This is a genomic window from Stenotrophomonas humi, from assembly GCF_001431415.1.
GTDB classification, from domain to species: Bacteria; Pseudomonadota; Gammaproteobacteria; order Xanthomonadales; family Xanthomonadaceae; genus Stenotrophomonas; species Stenotrophomonas humi.
Map to the genome: position 1 here is coordinate 1 of NZ_LDJI01000018.1, position 15,909 is coordinate 15,909.

The 15,909-nt window shown below is 64.4% G+C and carries 16 protein-coding genes; 13 read left to right on the top strand and 3 right to left on the bottom strand.

Annotated elements, in window-relative coordinates; genetic code table 11:
- Positions 1-78 precede the first annotated feature (78 nt).
- From ABB26_RS09365 to ABB26_RS09380, 4 genes are all read left to right on the top strand, one after another.
- Complete coding sequence (locus tag ABB26_RS09365) at positions 79-396, top strand: DUF4156 domain-containing protein (RefSeq protein ID WP_057633460.1); 318 nt, start codon at positions 79-81, stop codon at positions 394-396.
- Positions 397-581: 185 nt separating this feature from the next.
- Positions 582-1,598 (top strand): 3-oxoacyl-ACP synthase III, encoded by a 1,017-nt coding sequence (locus tag ABB26_RS09370; RefSeq protein WP_057633461.1) that lies wholly within the window; start codon positions 582-584, stop codon positions 1,596-1,598.
- Between the two features lie 280 nt (positions 1,599-1,878).
- Positions 1,879-2,772 (top strand): alpha/beta fold hydrolase, encoded by an 894-nt coding sequence (locus tag ABB26_RS09375; RefSeq protein WP_057633464.1) that lies wholly within the window; start codon positions 1,879-1,881, stop codon positions 2,770-2,772.
- Positions 2,773-3,001: 229 nt separating this feature from the next.
- Positions 3,002-3,691 carry a phospholipase D-like domain-containing protein gene (locus tag ABB26_RS09380; protein WP_057633506.1) on the top strand — a complete coding sequence of 230 codons (690 nt, stop codon included), beginning with the start codon at positions 3,002-3,004 and terminating at the stop codon, positions 3,689-3,691.
- 82 nt (positions 3,692-3,773) lie between these two features.
- Here the strand turns inward: ABB26_RS09380 and ABB26_RS09385 are convergent, their stop codons facing one another.
- Positions 3,774-4,205, bottom strand: coding sequence for a YkgJ family cysteine cluster protein (locus tag ABB26_RS09385; protein WP_057633466.1), 432 nt, complete (start codon positions 4,203-4,205; stop codon positions 3,774-3,776).
- Positions 4,206-4,306: 101 nt separating this feature from the next.
- On the opposite strand from ABB26_RS09385, the gene oleC reads away from it, so the two are divergent.
- The 3 genes from oleC (at position 4,307) to ABB26_RS18645 (ending at position 7,597) form a co-directional block, all read left to right on the top strand.
- The gene (gene oleC / locus ABB26_RS09390; RefSeq protein ID WP_057633468.1) at positions 4,307-5,950 is read left to right on the top strand and encodes an olefin beta-lactone synthetase; all 1,644 of its coding nucleotides are present in this window, start codon (positions 4,307-4,309) and stop codon (positions 5,948-5,950) included.
- Positions 5,951-6,193: 243 nt separating this feature from the next.
- Positions 6,194-7,195: a 2-alkyl-3-oxoalkanoate reductase gene (oleD, locus tag ABB26_RS09395; RefSeq protein ID WP_057633470.1), complete on the top strand. Its 1,002-nt coding sequence runs from the start codon at positions 6,194-6,196 to the stop codon at positions 7,193-7,195.
- Between the two features lie 246 nt (positions 7,196-7,441).
- Positions 7,442-7,597, top strand: a complete 156-nt coding sequence (locus ABB26_RS18645) for a DUF1328 domain-containing protein (protein WP_065868112.1) — start codon at positions 7,442-7,444, stop codon at positions 7,595-7,597.
- A gap of 99 nt (positions 7,598-7,696) precedes the next feature.
- Here the strand turns inward: ABB26_RS18645 and ddlA are convergent, their stop codons facing one another.
- Entirely contained in the window at positions 7,697-8,797 is a 1,101-nt protein-coding gene (ddlA, locus tag ABB26_RS09400) for a D-alanine--D-alanine ligase (RefSeq protein ID WP_057633472.1), read from the bottom strand.
- 294 nt (positions 8,798-9,091) lie between these two features.
- On the opposite strand from ddlA, the gene ABB26_RS09405 reads away from it, so the two are divergent.
- The 4 genes from ABB26_RS09405 to ABB26_RS18965 all read left to right on the top strand — a co-directional run bounded on the left by ABB26_RS09405 (position 9,092) and on the right by ABB26_RS18965 (position 12,511).
- Entirely contained in the window at positions 9,092-9,742 is a 651-nt protein-coding gene (locus ABB26_RS09405; protein WP_057633474.1) for a ubiquinone biosynthesis accessory factor UbiJ, read from the top strand.
- Entirely contained in the window at positions 9,739-11,406 is a 1,668-nt protein-coding gene (gene ubiB, locus ABB26_RS09410) for a ubiquinone biosynthesis regulatory protein kinase UbiB (protein ID WP_057633475.1), read from the top strand. The genes ABB26_RS09405 and ubiB overlap by 4 nt, the downstream gene beginning before the upstream one ends.
- Complete coding sequence (locus ABB26_RS09415) at positions 11,403-12,143, top strand: pseudouridine synthase (RefSeq protein ID WP_057633477.1); 741 nt, start codon at positions 11,403-11,405, stop codon at positions 12,141-12,143. Before ubiB ends, ABB26_RS09415 begins: the two co-directional genes overlap by 4 nt.
- A 134-nt stretch (positions 12,144-12,277) precedes the next feature.
- A complete protein-coding gene (locus ABB26_RS18965; protein WP_152982616.1) occupies positions 12,278-12,511 on the top strand; it encodes a hypothetical protein in 234 nt (77 codons plus the stop codon).
- Here the strand turns inward: ABB26_RS18965 and ABB26_RS09420 are convergent.
- Entirely contained in the window at positions 12,492-12,956 is a 465-nt protein-coding gene (locus ABB26_RS09420) for a DUF2059 domain-containing protein (protein ID WP_057633509.1), read from the bottom strand. The two genes, ABB26_RS18965 and ABB26_RS09420, sit on opposite strands and share 20 nt — an antisense overlap.
- Positions 12,957-13,330: 374 nt before the next feature.
- Here ABB26_RS09420 and ABB26_RS09425 point away from each other — a divergent pair, with 374 nt between their 5' ends.
- Together ABB26_RS09425 and ABB26_RS09430 are read left to right on the top strand one after the other, a co-directional pair.
- Complete coding sequence (locus ABB26_RS09425) at positions 13,331-14,383, top strand: HEAT repeat domain-containing protein (protein ID WP_161809031.1); 1,053 nt, start codon at positions 13,331-13,333, stop codon at positions 14,381-14,383.
- Positions 14,380-15,897 carry a glycosyltransferase family 2 protein gene (locus ABB26_RS09430; RefSeq protein WP_211261950.1) on the top strand — a complete coding sequence of 506 codons (1,518 nt, stop codon included), beginning with the start codon at positions 14,380-14,382 and terminating at the stop codon, positions 15,895-15,897. The genes ABB26_RS09425 and ABB26_RS09430 overlap by 4 nt, the downstream gene beginning before the upstream one ends.
- The last annotated feature ends 12 nt before the right edge of the window (positions 15,898-15,909 follow it).

A 15,909-nucleotide genomic window follows, 5' to 3' on the forward strand; every position in this document is an offset into this window, starting at 1 on the left:
GGGGTGGGGGCAACGCAAATCATCACGCGTTCATCGATTCGCGGCACAATCCGTCCTGATCATCACAAGGAATAGTTCATGCGCGTTCTGCTTCTGTCCGTTCTCATCGCCAGCACCGCCGCCTGCACCTGGGTGCCGATCGAGTCCGGTGGCAAGACCGTGCGCGTGCTGCCCAATGGCCCGGTCGCGCCGGGATGTGTGGCCAAGGGCGAGATCGTGGTGTCGGTCAAGAACAAGGTCGCCTTCTACAACCGCAACCCGCTGCGCGTGCAGGAAGAACTGGAAACCCTGGCCCGCAACGAGGCCCCCAGCGCCGGTGCCAACGCCGTGCAGGCCACTGGCCAGCCCGCCGATGGCAGCCAGCGCTTCTCTGCCTGGCAGTGCCCGCCGCGCTGACAAGCGCTCGTTGAGGCCTGCATCAGCAGGCTTCAGCCCGCCGGCGGCAGCGCTGTTGCCGCCCGCGCGCCCTCCGCACAGGCGTTCCGGCCTTCCATACGGCGGAGTGCTGATTTGTAAAGATGCGGTAAAAAAGCGCAGACGCTAGAATAGCGCCCCCTTCGCCTGAGTCCTGGCGCTTCCCGATGCCTTTCCAGAATGTCTCGATCGCGGGACTGGCGCATATTGATGCGCCGCATACGCTGACCTCCAAGGAAATCAACGAACGGCTCGCGCCGACGTTGGAGCGCCTTGGCATCCGCGCCGACGTGCTGGGCGATATCGCCGGCATCCATGCGCGTCGCCTGTGGGACCAGGGCACGCTGGCTTCCGATGCAGCCACCATGGCCGGGCGCAAGGCACTGGAAGACGCGGGCATCACGGCCGACAAGGTCGGTTTGCTGCTCAATACCTCGGTCAGCCGTGACTACCTGGAGCCGTCCACCGCTTCCATCGTGTCGGGCAACCTGGGCATTGGCGAAGACTGCGTCACCTTCGACATCGCCAACGCCTGCCTTGCCTTCATCAATGGCATGGACGTGGCCGCCCGCATGCTGGAGCGTGGTGACATTGATTACGCGCTGATCGTCGACGGCGAGACCTCCAACCTGGTCTACGAAAAGACGCTCGAACGCATGATGGCCCCGGACATCACCGCACAGCAGCTGCGCGACGAAGTCGCTGCGCTGACCACCGGCTCCGGCGCCGCCGCGATGGTGCTGGCGCGTTCGGAACTGGTACCCGACGCCCCGCGTTACAAGGGCGGCGTGACGCGTGCGGCCAATCAGTGGAACAAGCTGTGTGTGGGCAATCTGGACCGCATGGTCACCGACACCCGCATGTTGCTGATCGAAGGCATCAAGCTGGCGACGAAGACCTTCGAGGCCACCCGCATCGCACTGGGCTGGGCGGTGGAGGAGATCGACCAGTTCGTGATCCACCAGGTCAGCCAGCCGCACACCAATGCCTTCATCAAGGCCTTCGGCATCGACCCGAAGAAGGTGATGACCATCTTTGGTGAGCACGGCAACATCGGTCCGGCCTCGGTGCCGATCGTGCTGAGCAAGCTGCGCCAGCTGGGCAAGCTCAAGAAGGGTGACCGCGTCGCCCTGATGGGTATTGGTTCGGGCCTGAACTGCACGATGGCCGAGGTGGTCTGGTAAGTTTCCGGCCCCAGCGGCGAAACTTCCAGATCGCATGTCGTTCCCTTCTCCCTTTCGGGAGAAGGTGCCCCGCAGGGGCGGAAGAGGGCGAGCGTGCACAGCACGTTCTGCAGTTTGAAGGCTTCGGAGTTTCGAGCGGTGGTTCCAGCTCCTCCGCTTCGTTCCACCCTCTCATCGATCCCTCTCCCATGACGGGAGAGGGATCACAGGATCAGCATGGTTGGTGCTGACAGACTTTCCCGGGGCCGGTTCTGCCGGCCCTTTCCGCAGGTGCGATCCGATGAACAAGCTCCCCGGTTACCCCAGCAAGACCCACCGCTTTGAAGTACGCCCCGGCTTGTCGATGAACTACATCGACGAAGGCCCGCGGGATGGCGAGGTGGTGGTGATGCTGCATGGCAACCCGTCGTGGAGCTATCTGTGGCGTCACCTGGTCAACGGCCTGAGTGACAAGTACCGCTGCATCGTGCCGGACCACATCGGCATGGGCCTGTCCGACAAGCCGGACGACAGCCGCTACGAATACACCCTGCAGTCGCGCGTGGATGACCTGGAGGCGCTGCTCAAGCACCTGGGCATCACCGGCCCGGTGACCCTGGCCGTGCACGACTGGGGTGGCATGATCGGCTTTGGCTGGGCGCTGTCGCACAACGCGCAGGTCAAGCGGCTGGTCATCACCAATACCGCCTCGTTCCCGTTGCCGCCGGCCAAGCCGATGCCGTGGCAGATCGCCATGGGCCGGCACTGGAAGCCGGGCGAATGGTTCATCCGTACCTTCAATGCGTTCTCGTCCGGTGCCTCATGGCTGGGCGTGAGCCGACGCATGCCGGCCGACGTGCGCCGCGCCTATGTGTCCCCATACAACAACTGGGCCAACCGGATCTCGACGATCCGCTTCATGCAGGACATCCCGCTGTCGCCGGCCGACAAGGCATGGTCACTGCTGGAACGCGCGGCGGCGGCGCTGCCATCGTTCGCTGACCGTCCGGTCTATATCGCGTGGGGCCTGCGTGACATCTGCTTCGATCACCATTTCCTGGCGGGCTTCCGCAAGGCATTGCCGCAGGCTGAAGTGACCGCGTTCGAGGACGCCAACCACTACGTGCTGGAAGACAAGCATGAAGTGATCGTGCCGGCGGTACGCGCGTTCCTGGAACGCAATCCCATCGCCTGATAGGCGCCGGGGCAGGCTGCCACTCTCCCTGGTCGTCCCCGGCAAGTGGTTCGCGGTGATGCCGGAGCCGCGGAATGCGCGGGTTTGCGGGTCGCCGCATCGACCGCCCTTGAGCCCCAAGCGGGACCCGTGGTCGGGTCCACGCCTGTCGCGTGGCTTGTGCCGTCCCTACATGTCCGGTGCCCGATATGCGAGGCTGTCGCTCCGCTTGCCAAGCATGGAGCACTGGATGGATTTCGACAGCCTGGACCGTCAGCTGCGCGACAGCGTGCAGGATCTGGCCCTCAGCCCACAGGAAAAATCGGAGCTGCGTGAACTGGGCGGCGAGCTGCCGCCGGACCGCGTGCGTTTCCTGCGCAACCGCGCCTTCGACATTGCCCGTGAGCAGATGCTCAGCCATCCCGCCGAAGCGTTGCCGCTGTTGAAGTGGCTGGAGCAGATCGTGCGCACGCTGGACGTGGCGGTGGATGTACCCGATGCGCAGACCAGCATCTACTTCTCGCCCGGCGATGCCTGCATGCAGCGTTTGCGCTCACTCTGCGCCGGTGCGCGGCAGACGATGGACATCTGCGTGTTCACCATCTCCGATGACCGGCTGAGCGGTGTCATTCTCGACGCGCACAAGCGTGGCGTGAAGGTGCGCATCATCAGCGACAACGACAAGGTCTTCGACGACGGCAACGACATCCGTCGTCTGCATGAAGCGGGCATCGTCGTGCACGTCGATCACAGCCAGTACCACATGCACCACAAGTTCGCGGTGTTCGACGGCAAGTTGCTGGCCAACGGCAGTTTCAACTGGACTCGCACGGCCACCGAGTACAACGACGAGAACCTGGTGGTCACCAACGACCGCAACCTGGTGCGTAGTTTCGTGCAGCAGTTTGATGTGCTGTGGGAGCGCTACACGCCACTTTGAGCAGGTGCTGGTGTGGTCGTTGTGCCCGTCATTGCCGCGCAGGTGGAAATGCCGGCAGAAGGGCCCCTGCCGCCATGCGGCATCAGGCGGCGATCGGCGTATTCGGCGGTGACGAAGGGCTGTTGCCGTTGTCGTCCGGATGGTCGTCGTCATTGTCGGCGACATCACGCCAGCGCCAGTCGGCCAGGGTCAGCGGTGCCATGCCATGGGCGACGCGGGCGCGATCACACTGCGAGCTGGCCTTGCCGTACTCCCAGGACGCATCCACCTCACGGCATACGCTGGGCCGGTTGGGGTGGATCGTGCAGCGTGAATACACGCCGATCTCCGAATCCAGCGCCACGCAGCGGATGGGATCGGAGTAGGTGCCCTGCATGCACAGGCGATGCGGGTCCAGGCGCTGGGTCAATTGGTGCGGAACGCCGCCCTCGGTCACCTCGTCCGATTCCATCCAATGGAAGGCGACGCGGTACTGAGTGCAACAGGCGCCACAGGTAAGACAGGGATGGGGCATGGGCGCGGCCTTCGGGCGGCGATTCGGACAAGGAGAAGGCGCGGATTTTCCACGCTGCGGGCCCGCGCGCAAGATTTTTCTGCAGCGGCGACAATAGAAAGATGAACAACGCTTGCAATATCGCCGCCCGCCTGCCCGAGTTGGCGCGTGAACGGCCCGACCAGATCGCCATCCGCTGCCCGGGCAGGCCCGCTGCCAACGGGATGGCCGCCTACGACGTCACCCTGGATTACCGCAGCCTGGACGCCCGCAGTGACGCCATTGCTGCGGGTCTGTCCGCGTATGGCATCGGCCGGGGCGTGCGCACGGTGGTGATGGTGCGGCCAGGCCCGGAATTCTTCCTGCTGATGTTCGCCCTGTTCAAGAGCGGGGCGGTGCCGGTGCTGGTGGACCCGGGTATCGACAAGCGCGCGCTGCGCCAATGCCTGGACGAAGCGCAGGCGCAGGCGTTTGTCGGCATTCCGCTGGCGCACCTGGCGCGGCTGCTGCTGGGTTGGGCCAAATCGGCCAAGCGGTTGGTGACGGTGGGCCGGCGCTGGGGCTGGGGCGGCACCACGCTGGCACGGATCGAAGCGGCCGGTGCGGGCGCTGGCAGCCAGTTGGCGGAAACCTCGCCGGACGATGTGGCCGCGATTCTGTTCACCAGCGGCTCCACCGGCGTGCCCAAGGGCGTGGTGTATCGCCACCGCCATTTCGTCGGTCAGGTGGAGCTGCTGCGCAACGCCTTTGGCATGCAGCCCGGTGGCATCGATCTGCCCACCTTCCCGCCATTTGCGCTGTTCGACCCGGCGCTGGGGCTGACCTCGGTGATCCCGGACATGGATCCGACCCGGCCCGGCAGCGCCGATCCGCGCAAGCTGCACGACGCCATCGCCCGGTTCGGGGTAACCCAACTGTTCGGCTCGCCGGCATTGATGCGGGTGCTGGCCGAACATGGTCAGCCGCTGCCAACGGTGACCCGTGCCACCTCGGCCGGCGCACCTGTGCCGCCGGAGATCGTGTCCAAGATCCGTTCGCTGATGCCGGAAGACGGGCAGTTCTGGACGCCGTATGGCGCCACCGAATGCCTGCCGGTGGCGGTGATCGAAGGCCGCGAGCTGGTCGAAACACGCAGTGCCACCGAGACCGGTGCTGGCACCTGTGTCGGTCATGTTGTCGTGCCGAACGAGGTGCGCATCATCGCCATCACCGATGCGCCCATTGCCGACTGGAGCGGGGTGCGCGAGTTGGTGAACGGTGAAGTGGGGGAGATCACCGTGGTCGGCCCGACCACCACCGACAGCTATTTCAATCGTCCGCAGGCCACCGCAGCGGCAAAGATCCGTGAGGTGCTGGCCGACGGCAGCGAGCGCGTCGTGCACCGCATGGGCGACGTCGGCTGGTTCGATGAGCAGGGCCGGTTGTGGTTCTGCGGGCGCAAGACGCATCGAGTCGAGACGGAGGCCGGGCCGCTGTACACCGAACAGGTGGAGCCGATATTCAACACCGTGGCCGGCGTGCGTCGCACCGCCTTGGTGGGCGTGGGGGAACTGGGGCAACAGGTGCCGGTGCTGTGCTACGAGCTGCTGCCTGACCAGCATTTCGATCAGGTTGAAACTCAGTTGCGCGCGGTGGCATTGCAGCATCCGGAGCTGGTCGGAATCGAACATTTTCTGCGTCATCCGGGATTCCCGGTGGATATCCGCCACAACGCCAAGATCGGGCGCGAGAAGCTGGCGGTGTGGGCACAGGCGCTGTTGAGTTGAAGTGGGATGGGTGTGGTGAAGGCTTGAAGCGAAAGGCTTGAAGAAGGAGGAAAGCCTCTGCCGTTCGCTGGTGACGTCCCTGCCGAGCATGGCTCGGCAATACAGCCCTCCCAAGCCAACCACCAGAGCGGCCAGTGCTGCGATACTGGGAACTTGGGCTGCACTGGAGCTGTGCGCCAACCTCATCTGCTTCCGGTGCGCGGGCTGCGCGACGGCAGCCCTGCAGCAGAGCGATCAAAACGAATGAAGATTCTGGTTACCGGTGGTGGTGGTTTTCTCGGTCAAGCCTTGTGCCGTGGCCTGGTCGAACGCGGCCATCAGGTGCTGAGCTTCAATCGCGGCCATTACCTGTCCTTGCAGGAAATCGGTGTCGGCCAGATCCGGGGTGACCTGGCCGATGCCAATGCCGTGCATCACGCCGCCGCCGGTGTCGACGCGATCTTCCACAATGCCGCCAAGGCTGGAGCATGGGGCAGCTACGACAGCTACTTCCAGGCCAACGTGGTTGGCACCCGCAACGTGTTGGCTGCCTGCCGCGCCCACGGCGTGGGCCGCCTGGTTTACACGTCCACACCCAGCGTGACCCACCGCGCCACGCATCCGGTGGAAGGATTGGGCGCCGATGAGGTGCCTTACGGTGAGGATTTCCAGGCGCCCTATGCGGCCACCAAAACCATCGCCGAGCAGGAAGTGCTGGCGGCCAACGATGCTGGGCTGGCCACCGTGGCGCTGCGGCCGCGCCTGATCTGGGGGCCCGGTGACAACCAGCTGGTGCCGCGCCTGGCGCAACGTGCACATGCCGGCCGCCTGCGGTTCGTGGGCGATGGCAGCAACAAGGTGGACACCACCTTCATCGACAACGCCGCGCAGGCGCACTTCGATGCGTTTGACCATCTGGTGATCGGCGCGGCCTGTGCCGGCAAGGCGTACTTCATTTCCAACGGTGAGCCGCTGCCGATGCGCGAGCTGCTCAACCGGTTGTTGGCGGCAGTGGGCGCGCCGGCGGTGGAGAAGTCGATTTCATTCAAGGCGGCGTACCGCATCGGGGCGCTCTGCGAAAAGCTCTGGCCGGTGCTGCGCCTGCGCGGCGAACCGCCGATGACGCGTTTCCTGGCCGAACAGTTGTGTACGCCGCATTGGTACTCGATGGAGCCGGCGCGGCGCGATTTTGGGTATGTGCCCAAGGTCTCGATCGAGGAAGGTCTGCGTCGGCTGCGTGAAAGCACGCTGCGCGGGAAGGCATAAGGCGGAAGGGCTGCCCTCGCACCAAGCCTCGCTCTGCGCCCCGGCCCTTGCGCTGGCACAAGGGCGTTCGATGGGAGGCGAGGCAGTGGTTCGCAGATTGCTCCTGTCACCCCAAAAACAGGAGGGGCTTCAAAGCGGAGTTGCGGTCGCCAGCAATACCTGAATGGGCATCTTCACATTCCATCACTTTCTGCTGATGCCTCGGCCCGCACACTGGACCCGTGACATCCATACCGTGAGGTTGCCATGCTGCATTACGCCGTCGTCTTCTTCGTCATCGCCATCATCGCCGCCGTGCTCGGTTTCAGCGGTATCGCGGGCGCTGCGAGCAACATTGCCTGGATCCTGTTCGTTGTGTTCCTGATCCTTGCGGTGATCTCGCTGTTCCGCAAGAAGGGCTAGGTCGCGCGAAGCGCTGCACGAGTCATTGAACGACATCCGCAACAAAACGGCCCGCTCCGGATACCGGAGCGGGCCGTTGTTTTTCCGGCGACGCGGTGATCAGGCTGACGTGATGGAGCTGCGCAGCGCCTTGTCGGCGGCATGGCGCTCCAGCGCCAGCTCGATCAGGCGGGTGATCAGCGAGGTGTAATCCAGGCCGGTGGCACCCCACAGCTTGGGATACATGCTGATCTTGGTGAAACCGGGCAGGGTGTTCAGTTCGTTGATCACCACTTCGCCGGTGGCGGTGAGGAACACGTCAACGCGCGCCATGCCGATGCAGTCCAGCGCCTGATAGGCACGGATGGCGATCTCGCGGATACGCGCCTGCGCTTCGGCGGCGATGTCGGCGGGGATCACCGTCTCGGCGCCGTTGGCGCTGATGTACTTGGTGTCGTAGGCGTAGAAGTCGTCATGCACCACCACTTCACCGCAGAGGCTGGCTTCAGGCAGTTCATTGCCCAGCACCGCGCACTCGATCTCGCGGCCAGTGATCGCCGACTCCACCAGCACCTTGTGGTCGAAGGACAGCGCCAATGCCATCGCGGTGTCGTACTCGGCGGCATTGCGTACCTTGCTTACGCCCACCGACGAACCCTGGTTGGCCGGCTTCACGAACAACGGCGAACCCAGCTCGGCGACCAGTGCGTCATAGCCGGTGCGGGCAGCGCTTATGCGGTTGAGGCAGACGAATGGCGCGACTGACAGGCCGGCATCACGCAGCAGGCGCTTGGCCACGTCCTTGTCCATCGCCGCCGCCGCACCCAGCACGCCGGGGCCGGCGAAGGGCAGGTTCAGCGTGCGCAGCAGGCCCTGCAGGGTGCCGTCTTCGCCCAGCGTGCCGTGCACGATGGGGAACACCACATCCAGCTGTGCCAGCTCGCGGCCATCAGCGGCAACCAGCTGGCCGCGCTCGGCACCGGGAATCACCGATAGCAGCGGGCCGCTGGTATCCAGCGCGATGCGCTTGGGATCGTCGGCATTGAGCAGGAAGCTTGCCGGGTCGCACAGGTGCCACAGGCCCTGCTTGTCGATGCCGATCAGGCTGACGTCGAACCTGTCCTTGTCCAGCGCGTCGAGGATGTTCTTCGCCGACTGCAGCGAGACCTCGTGCTCGGCCGAACGACCGCCGAAGATGATGCCAACGCGGGTCTTGCTCATTGCCTGTGTGCTCCTGCCGATTGCATTGAAGTGGGTACGCATAGCATGAACGGTTGTTTGGGAGCGGGGAACAGGGAAGGGTGAATTGGAGCTGATAGTGGGGAATGGGGATCAGGGAATGGATTGATGTAGGGGGCGGAGGAAGTGCGGGCACATCAGGTTTGAAGATGAATCGCTGTTCCCCCTCATGCGCCGTGCTGTGCTCACGCGATGTCCGCCGCGCAAAGCCCTTCGTTCCCCGCTCCGCAACCGCCGCTCCCCGCCCCTGTGCCCCGCTTCGGTAGAATGCCCGGCATGTCTCCCTCCCCATTCAATGTCATCAAGCCGCTGGCCGGGCGTGCGCTGGAAGTGGCGCTCAACCGTGCGCTGGCACTGGACCCGGACACCCGCACCGCCCTGGCCTCGCTGGACGGCCAGCGCATCGCGCTGACGCTGGAGTCGCCGTCACTGGCGATGCAGATCGGTGTCAGCGGCCAGCGCCTGACCGTCGGCCCGGTCGATTCGTCGCTGGAACCGGACCTGGCCGTGCGCAGCACGCTGGGCGGCGTGCTGGCGCAGTTGCCGTTCATGAGCAACGCGCGCCGCAGCGCGTCGGCGCCGGCGGGCCGGGTGAAAGTATCCGGTGATGCCGAGCTGGCACGGCGGCTGCAGCAGCTGGCCACCCGCTTTGATCCGGATTGGCAGCAGCCCTTCGTCAAGGCATTCGGCGAAGTGCTGGGCGTGCAGATCGCGCAGACCCTGCGTTCGGCGCTGGCCCAGGCCCGCCGCAGTGTGAAGGATCTGGCCGAGAGCGCAGCCGAGTACGTCACCGAGGAATCCCGCGACGTGGTGGCACGTGGCGAGCTGGATGCCTTCCACGATGATGTGGATGTGATCCGTGATGATGTTGAACGTCTGGGCGTGCGTGTTACGCGCCTGCGCCAGCGCATGGGAGGCGTGGCATGAAGGCAACCCGTGCCATGTTCCGCGCCAGCCGCATCGGCCGGGTGATCCTGCGCTACCGCCTGGATGACCTGCTCGACGGCACCCCGGTTGAACGCTGGCTGCGTGTCGCCAAGCCTTTCGTGCCGCGTGCCAGCGCCAGCATCGCCTCGCAGTCGCGCGGTGCACGCCTGCGTCTGGCGTTGCAGGAGCTGGGGCCGATCTTCGTCAAGTTCGGGCAGATCCTGTCTACCCGCCGCGACCTGGTGCCGCCGGATGTCGCCGCCGAGCTGACCTTGCTGCAGGACCGGGTCAAACCGTTCGATGGCGAGCAGGCCCTGCGCATCGTCGAGCAGGCCCTGGGCCTGCCGATCACCGAAGCCTTCGCCAGTTTCGATACCGCGCCGCTGGCCTCGGCGTCGATCGCCCAGGTGCACGCCGCGACGCTGGACGATGGCCGCCAGGTGGTGGTCAAGGTGCTGCGCCCGGATATCGAAAAGCAGATCGACGGTGACATCGCACTGTTGAAGTCACTGGCTGCGCTGGTCGAGCGTACCCATCCGCGTGCCGACAAAATCCGCCCGCGTGAAGTGGTGGCCGAGATCGAAACCACGCTGGCCGCCGAACTGGACCTGCAGCGCGAAGGCGCCAATGCCAGCGTGCTGCGCCGGTTCTGGCAGGACTCCGACGACCTGTACGTGCCGGAAGTGATCTGGAGCCACACCGCCGAACGCGCGCTGACGCTGGAGCGGGTGTGGGGCATTCCGTCGGACGACATCGCTGCACTGGACAAGGCCGGCATCGACCGCAAGGCGCTGGCGGCCAAGGGCGTGCGCGTGTTCTACACGCAGGTGTTCCGCGACAACTTCTTCCACGCCGATGCGCACGCCGGCAACATCTGGGTGGATATCGACCCGGCGCGGCGCGACAACCCGCGTTTCATCGCGCTGGATTTCGGCATCATGGGTCAGCTGTCGGAAGAGGATCAGTACTACCTCGCCGAGAATTTCATGGCGATCTTCAACCGCGATTACCGCCGTATCGCCGAGCTGCACCTGCAGGCGCAGTGGATGCCGGCCACGGTGCGCATCGATGAGCTGGAAGCGGCGGTGCGCGCGGTGTGCGAGCCGTACTTCACCCGGCCGCTGTCGCAGATTTCGCTGGCCGAAGTGCTGATGAAGCTGTTCCGTACCGCGCAGCGCTACCAGCTGACCCTGCAGCCGCAGTTGATCCTGTTGCAGAAGACCCTGCTCAACATCGAAGGCGTTGGCCGCCAGCTCGACCCACAACTGGATATCTGGGCGGTCGCCAAGCCGGTGCTCGAACGCATCCTGCGCGAGCGTTACAGCCCGCGCCGCGCGCTGAAGGAACTGGGCAAGCGCCTGCCGGAAATCATGACCAAGGCCCCTGACATGCCGGCGTTGCTGCACAGCTGGTTGCGCCAGCAGGTCGAGGGCAAGCATGAGCTGGCGATGCGCTCGCAGGACATCGTCAGCCTCAATGAAACCCTCAAGCGCATGCAGCGACGCGTGATTACCGCCGTGACCGGCGTGGGTCTGGTGGTGGTGTCAGCGCTGCTGTACGGCCTGCAGGTCGGTGGTCCGCAGCTGGCCTCGGTGCCGCTGTGGTCATGGATCACCGGTGGCGTGGGCGTGCTGGCGTTGGCCTCAGCCTGGTTGCGGCGATGAGCGATGTAGTGGAAACCCCGGAAGCGGCTGTCGTATTCGAGCCGTTGCCGTTGTTGTACGAAGACCAATGGCTGGCGGTGGTCAACAAGCCGGCCGGGCTGATGGTCCACGACAGCAAGCTGGCGCGTGGCGAAGATGATTTTCTCGCCGACCGCCTGCGTGAACAGCTGGGCAAACCGATCTTCCTGGTGCATCGGCTGGACCGTGCCACCAGCGGTTGCCTGCTGCTGGCCTTCGACCGCGAGACCGCCAGTGCGCTGGGCAAGGCGTTGATGGGCGGTGAGGTAAGCAAGGATTACCTGGCCATCTGTCGCGGCTGGCCGGCCGACGATGCGTTCAGCGTTGACCACGACCTGGATGGTGGCCCCGGCAAGCCGGTGAAGAAGCAGGCCATCACGCACTTTCAGAGGTTGCGGGTCGGCGAGCTGGCGATCCCGTCGAACGGTTTTCCTACTTCGCGTTATGCGTTGCTGCGTTGTCAGCCGCAGACCGGGCGTTTCCGCCAGATCCGCCGGCACCTCAAGCATCTGTTCCATCACCTGATCGGCGACACCAGCCACGGTGATGGTCGGCATAACCGCAGCTTCCGCATGCAGGGCGTGCACCGCATGTTGCTGCACGCCGAACGGCTGGGCTTCCCACACCCGCATGAAGGCGGGCGCGTGGATGTGCGCGCGCCGCTGGATCGTGAATTCCAGAAGGCGATGGATCTGTTCGGGTGGGTTCTGGTTGAGTGAGTTGAGGGTAGCGGCAGAAGCGGAAGCAACGGCTGCCCTCACCCCTACCCCTCTCCCGTAAACGGGGGAGGGGAAAATCAACGTCAGGATCAGCAGCAAAAGCAGCAACAAAAGAAAAAAGCCGCAGCACAACCATGGCGATCATTCGCGCTTTGGCTGTAGTTGTGGCTTTTGCTTTGGTTGTGGCTGTTGGTGTGGCTGTTGCCGTAGTGGAGACCGAGGCTACGGCCGAGCTGCTGTTGTTGCTGTTGCTGTTGCACTTACTCCTCTCCCGTTTACGGGAGAGGATGCCGAAGGCAGGTGAGGGCAGCCGTCGCCTTCGCTTTCGCTTCTGCTGCCGTTCTCAACTCATTCCTGCTTTTCGTTGACGATCTGCTCCAGGTCTTTCTGCAGATCCGCAAGCAGGGGATTCATCTTCTGCTGGATCGCCACCATCAGGTTCTGCATCAGTGCTGGGGTCTTGTCGAGCAGGCTCTGTCCGGCCGGGCTCTCGTAGAACTCGGCCATCGCCAGCACGTCTTCCTTGGTGAACGACTGCTTGTACAGATCCACGTACATCGGCCGCAGCTGCGACCAGGACAGTGCCTCGCGCAAGGTCTGCGAGGTCCGCTGCTGGATGCGCTGCAGGTGCTGCTTCTGCTCGGGAGTGAACGATTGTTCGCGGGTCAGCTGCGAGAACTGCTGGGTCTGCATGGCCTCCATCTGCGGCAGCATCGCGTCGAGCATGTTCTGCGCGCGCGAGGCTGCGAGCAGGCGGTTGATGTCGCTGTCCGAGGGAGGGCTGGCCGCTGCCAGCGCCACGCTGCCGAGCATCAGGGTGGCGGCCAGCAGCAGGCGTGGGAGCCGGACGAAAGGGCGGGCGCTATGAGCCACGGGACCTCCTGGGGACAAGGGAAGCACCGAGCATAGCGATCCTGGGCTGCTGTCGACCACCCGGCGCACGAAAGCGGGGCCGCGGGGGACGAATGGCGGCGGACTCAAGAGCTAACCAATTGTTTCTATTGGTAATCAGTTCTTGTGGATGCCGCTTATCAGAAAAGTGTGGCAATTCCATGTCCGCATCCTTAAAAATGAGATACGCATCACATTTGGGCGGCATCAGAGCCCCAATGATGCCAACAGGGGGAGCATGGCGAGGGAGCCGCGCTCTTGAATAGGGAAGGGAATGGGGCAGTACGATGCACGCGTTGTCCAATCAATCAACGGTACTGGTCGTCGCCGGCTGGGTCGCGGTTCTGACGCTGTTGCTTGCGTTTGTGCTGCTGGCGATCATCGTGGTCCTGCGCATCCGCGCGCAACGTCGGGAGCGGCGCGATGGCCAGGCCCGGCAATACTGGACGCAGGTCATCCAGCGTGAGCTGGAAGGCGAGGCGTACAAGGGACGACGCTTGCAGCACAGCGAAGTCGCAGGCTTCGTCGAAGCCTGGAATGCCGTCCACGATTCACTGACTGAAGCCGACTCGCGCCGCCTGGCAGCGCTTGGTCACCGTGTGGGCCTGGAAGAAGTGTCGCCGCGCATGCTGCGCGGCAGTTACCACGACCGTGCGATGACCATCATCGCCCTGGGTCATCTGCATGATCGACGCCTGTTCGATGTGCTGTCGCCGTTCCTGAGCGACCGCAGCCCCATTGTTTCGCTGTGCGCGGCACGCGCGCTGGCCCAGGTGGACCCGCCGCGGGCGATGTCGATGTTCGTGCCGATGATCGTCGAGCGCAACGACTGGGTGCCGGGCAGCGTGGCGCGCATCCTGGCGGAGAACTCCGATGGCAGCGCCGCCCGCGAGATCGGCAATGCGCTGCTGCGCGCCAATGCCGACACCACGGTGAAGCTGGTGCGCTTCCTGGCCGACATCGACGCCAAGCGTGCGGCCGAGGTGGTGCGGCAACTGCTGGATGGCCATGTCGATGACCACATCATCTCGGTCTGCCTGCAGCTGGTGAATGAAAAACAGGATCGCGAGCGGGTGATCGGCTTCCTGGCCGCCTCACGCTGGCATGTCCGCATGCATGCAGCCACGGCACTGGGTCGCATCGGTGAAGCCGGCGACAGTTCGCGGCTGGAGCCGCTTCTTGCCGACAGCGTGTGGTGGGTGCGTTACCGGACCGCGCAGGCCTTGCTGGCATTGTCGGGCATGGGTGTGGATGCGATGCGCCAGCTGCAGCAACGCCAGAGCGACCGTTACGGGCGCGACATCATCGATCAGGTTTTGGCCGAGCACGGGCTGAGGAGCATGGCATGAGCGGGTATTGGCAGATGCTGGTCGAGTACCTGCAACGTTTGCCGTGGATCCAGATCGCGGGCTCGATGCAATGGTTCTTCATGGCCTATTTCGTGGCGATCAACCTCGCCTACCTGATCCTGAATTACATCTCGGCGTACCAGATCGTGCGTTACATGCGCGAGTACCGCGCCAACTACCTGCCGCCTGCACTGCGCGATTACCAGCCGCCGGTGAGCATCATTCTGCCGGCCTACAACGAGACCCGCTCGGTGGTGTCTTCGGTGCGCTCGCTGCTGCGCACCAGTTATCCCGAGTTTGAGATCGTGGTGGTCAATGATGGCTCCAGCGATGCCACACGCGAGGCATTGATCGAGGCATTCGGTCTGGTGAAAGTGCCTGAGGCCTATCGCGCACGCCTGCCCACCCAGCCGGTCCAGGGCGTCTATGCGTCGGCGCGCTTCCCGCGCGTGCACATGGTGGACAAGGACAATGGCGGCAAGGCCGATGCGATCAATGCCGGCATCAACTGCGCACGGTATCCGCTGTTCTGCGTGATGGATGCCGACAGCATCCTGCAGCCGGAAAGCCTGTCACGGGTGGTACGGCCGTTCCTGGAAGACCGCCGTGTGATCGCCAGTGGTGGCGTGGTGCGTGTGCTCAACGGTTGCACGGTCACCGACGGCATGCTGTCCAAGGTTGGCCTGCCGAACCGTCTGCTGCCGAGCTTCCAGTTGGTCGAGTACCTGCGTGCGTTCCTGTTCGGGCGCATGGGCTGGTCGCCGATGAACGCGCTGCTGATCATCTCCGGCGCATTCGGCGTGTTCTACAAGGAGCGGGTGGTCGCCATTGGCGGTTACAAGGTGGACACGGTGGGTGAGGACATGGATCTGGTGATCCGCCTGCACCGCAATCTGCGCGAGGAAGAGCGTGACTACCGCATCGTGTTCGTACCCGATCCGGTGTGCTGGACCGAGGCGCCGTCGGACATCAAGTCGCTGCGCAACCAGCGCGTGCGCTGGCAGCGTGGCCTGGCCGAAAGTCTGTGGTCGAACATCGGCTTGATGTTCAGCCGTCGCGGCGGCACGCCGGGCTGGGTGGCGTTCCCGTTCATGCTGCTGTTCGAGTTCCTCGGGCCGCTGATCGAAGTGGTCGGCTACGTCTCGATGATCGTGCTGGCGCTGGTCGGGCTGGTGCAGCTGGAGGTGTTCCTGGTGTTCCTGGCCGCGGCGGTCGGCATGGGCATATTGCTGTCGGTCAACGCGATGCTGCTGGAAGAACTCTCGTTTGGTCTGTTCACCAAGCCTTCGCAGCAACTGCGCTTGTTCGTGGTCGCCGTGCTCGAGAACTTCGGCTACCGGCAGATGAATTCAATGTGGCGTTTCAGCGGCACGCTGGGCTGGTTGTTCAGTCGCAACAAGAAACGTCACAGCTGGGGGCAGATCAATCGTGATGGCTCCTGGCAGCACGTAGCAACGGCCGGCCCCACGTCGGCCCCGAAAAACGGCGCAAGTGAGGGGGACGCCAACCCATGATTCACAGGTACG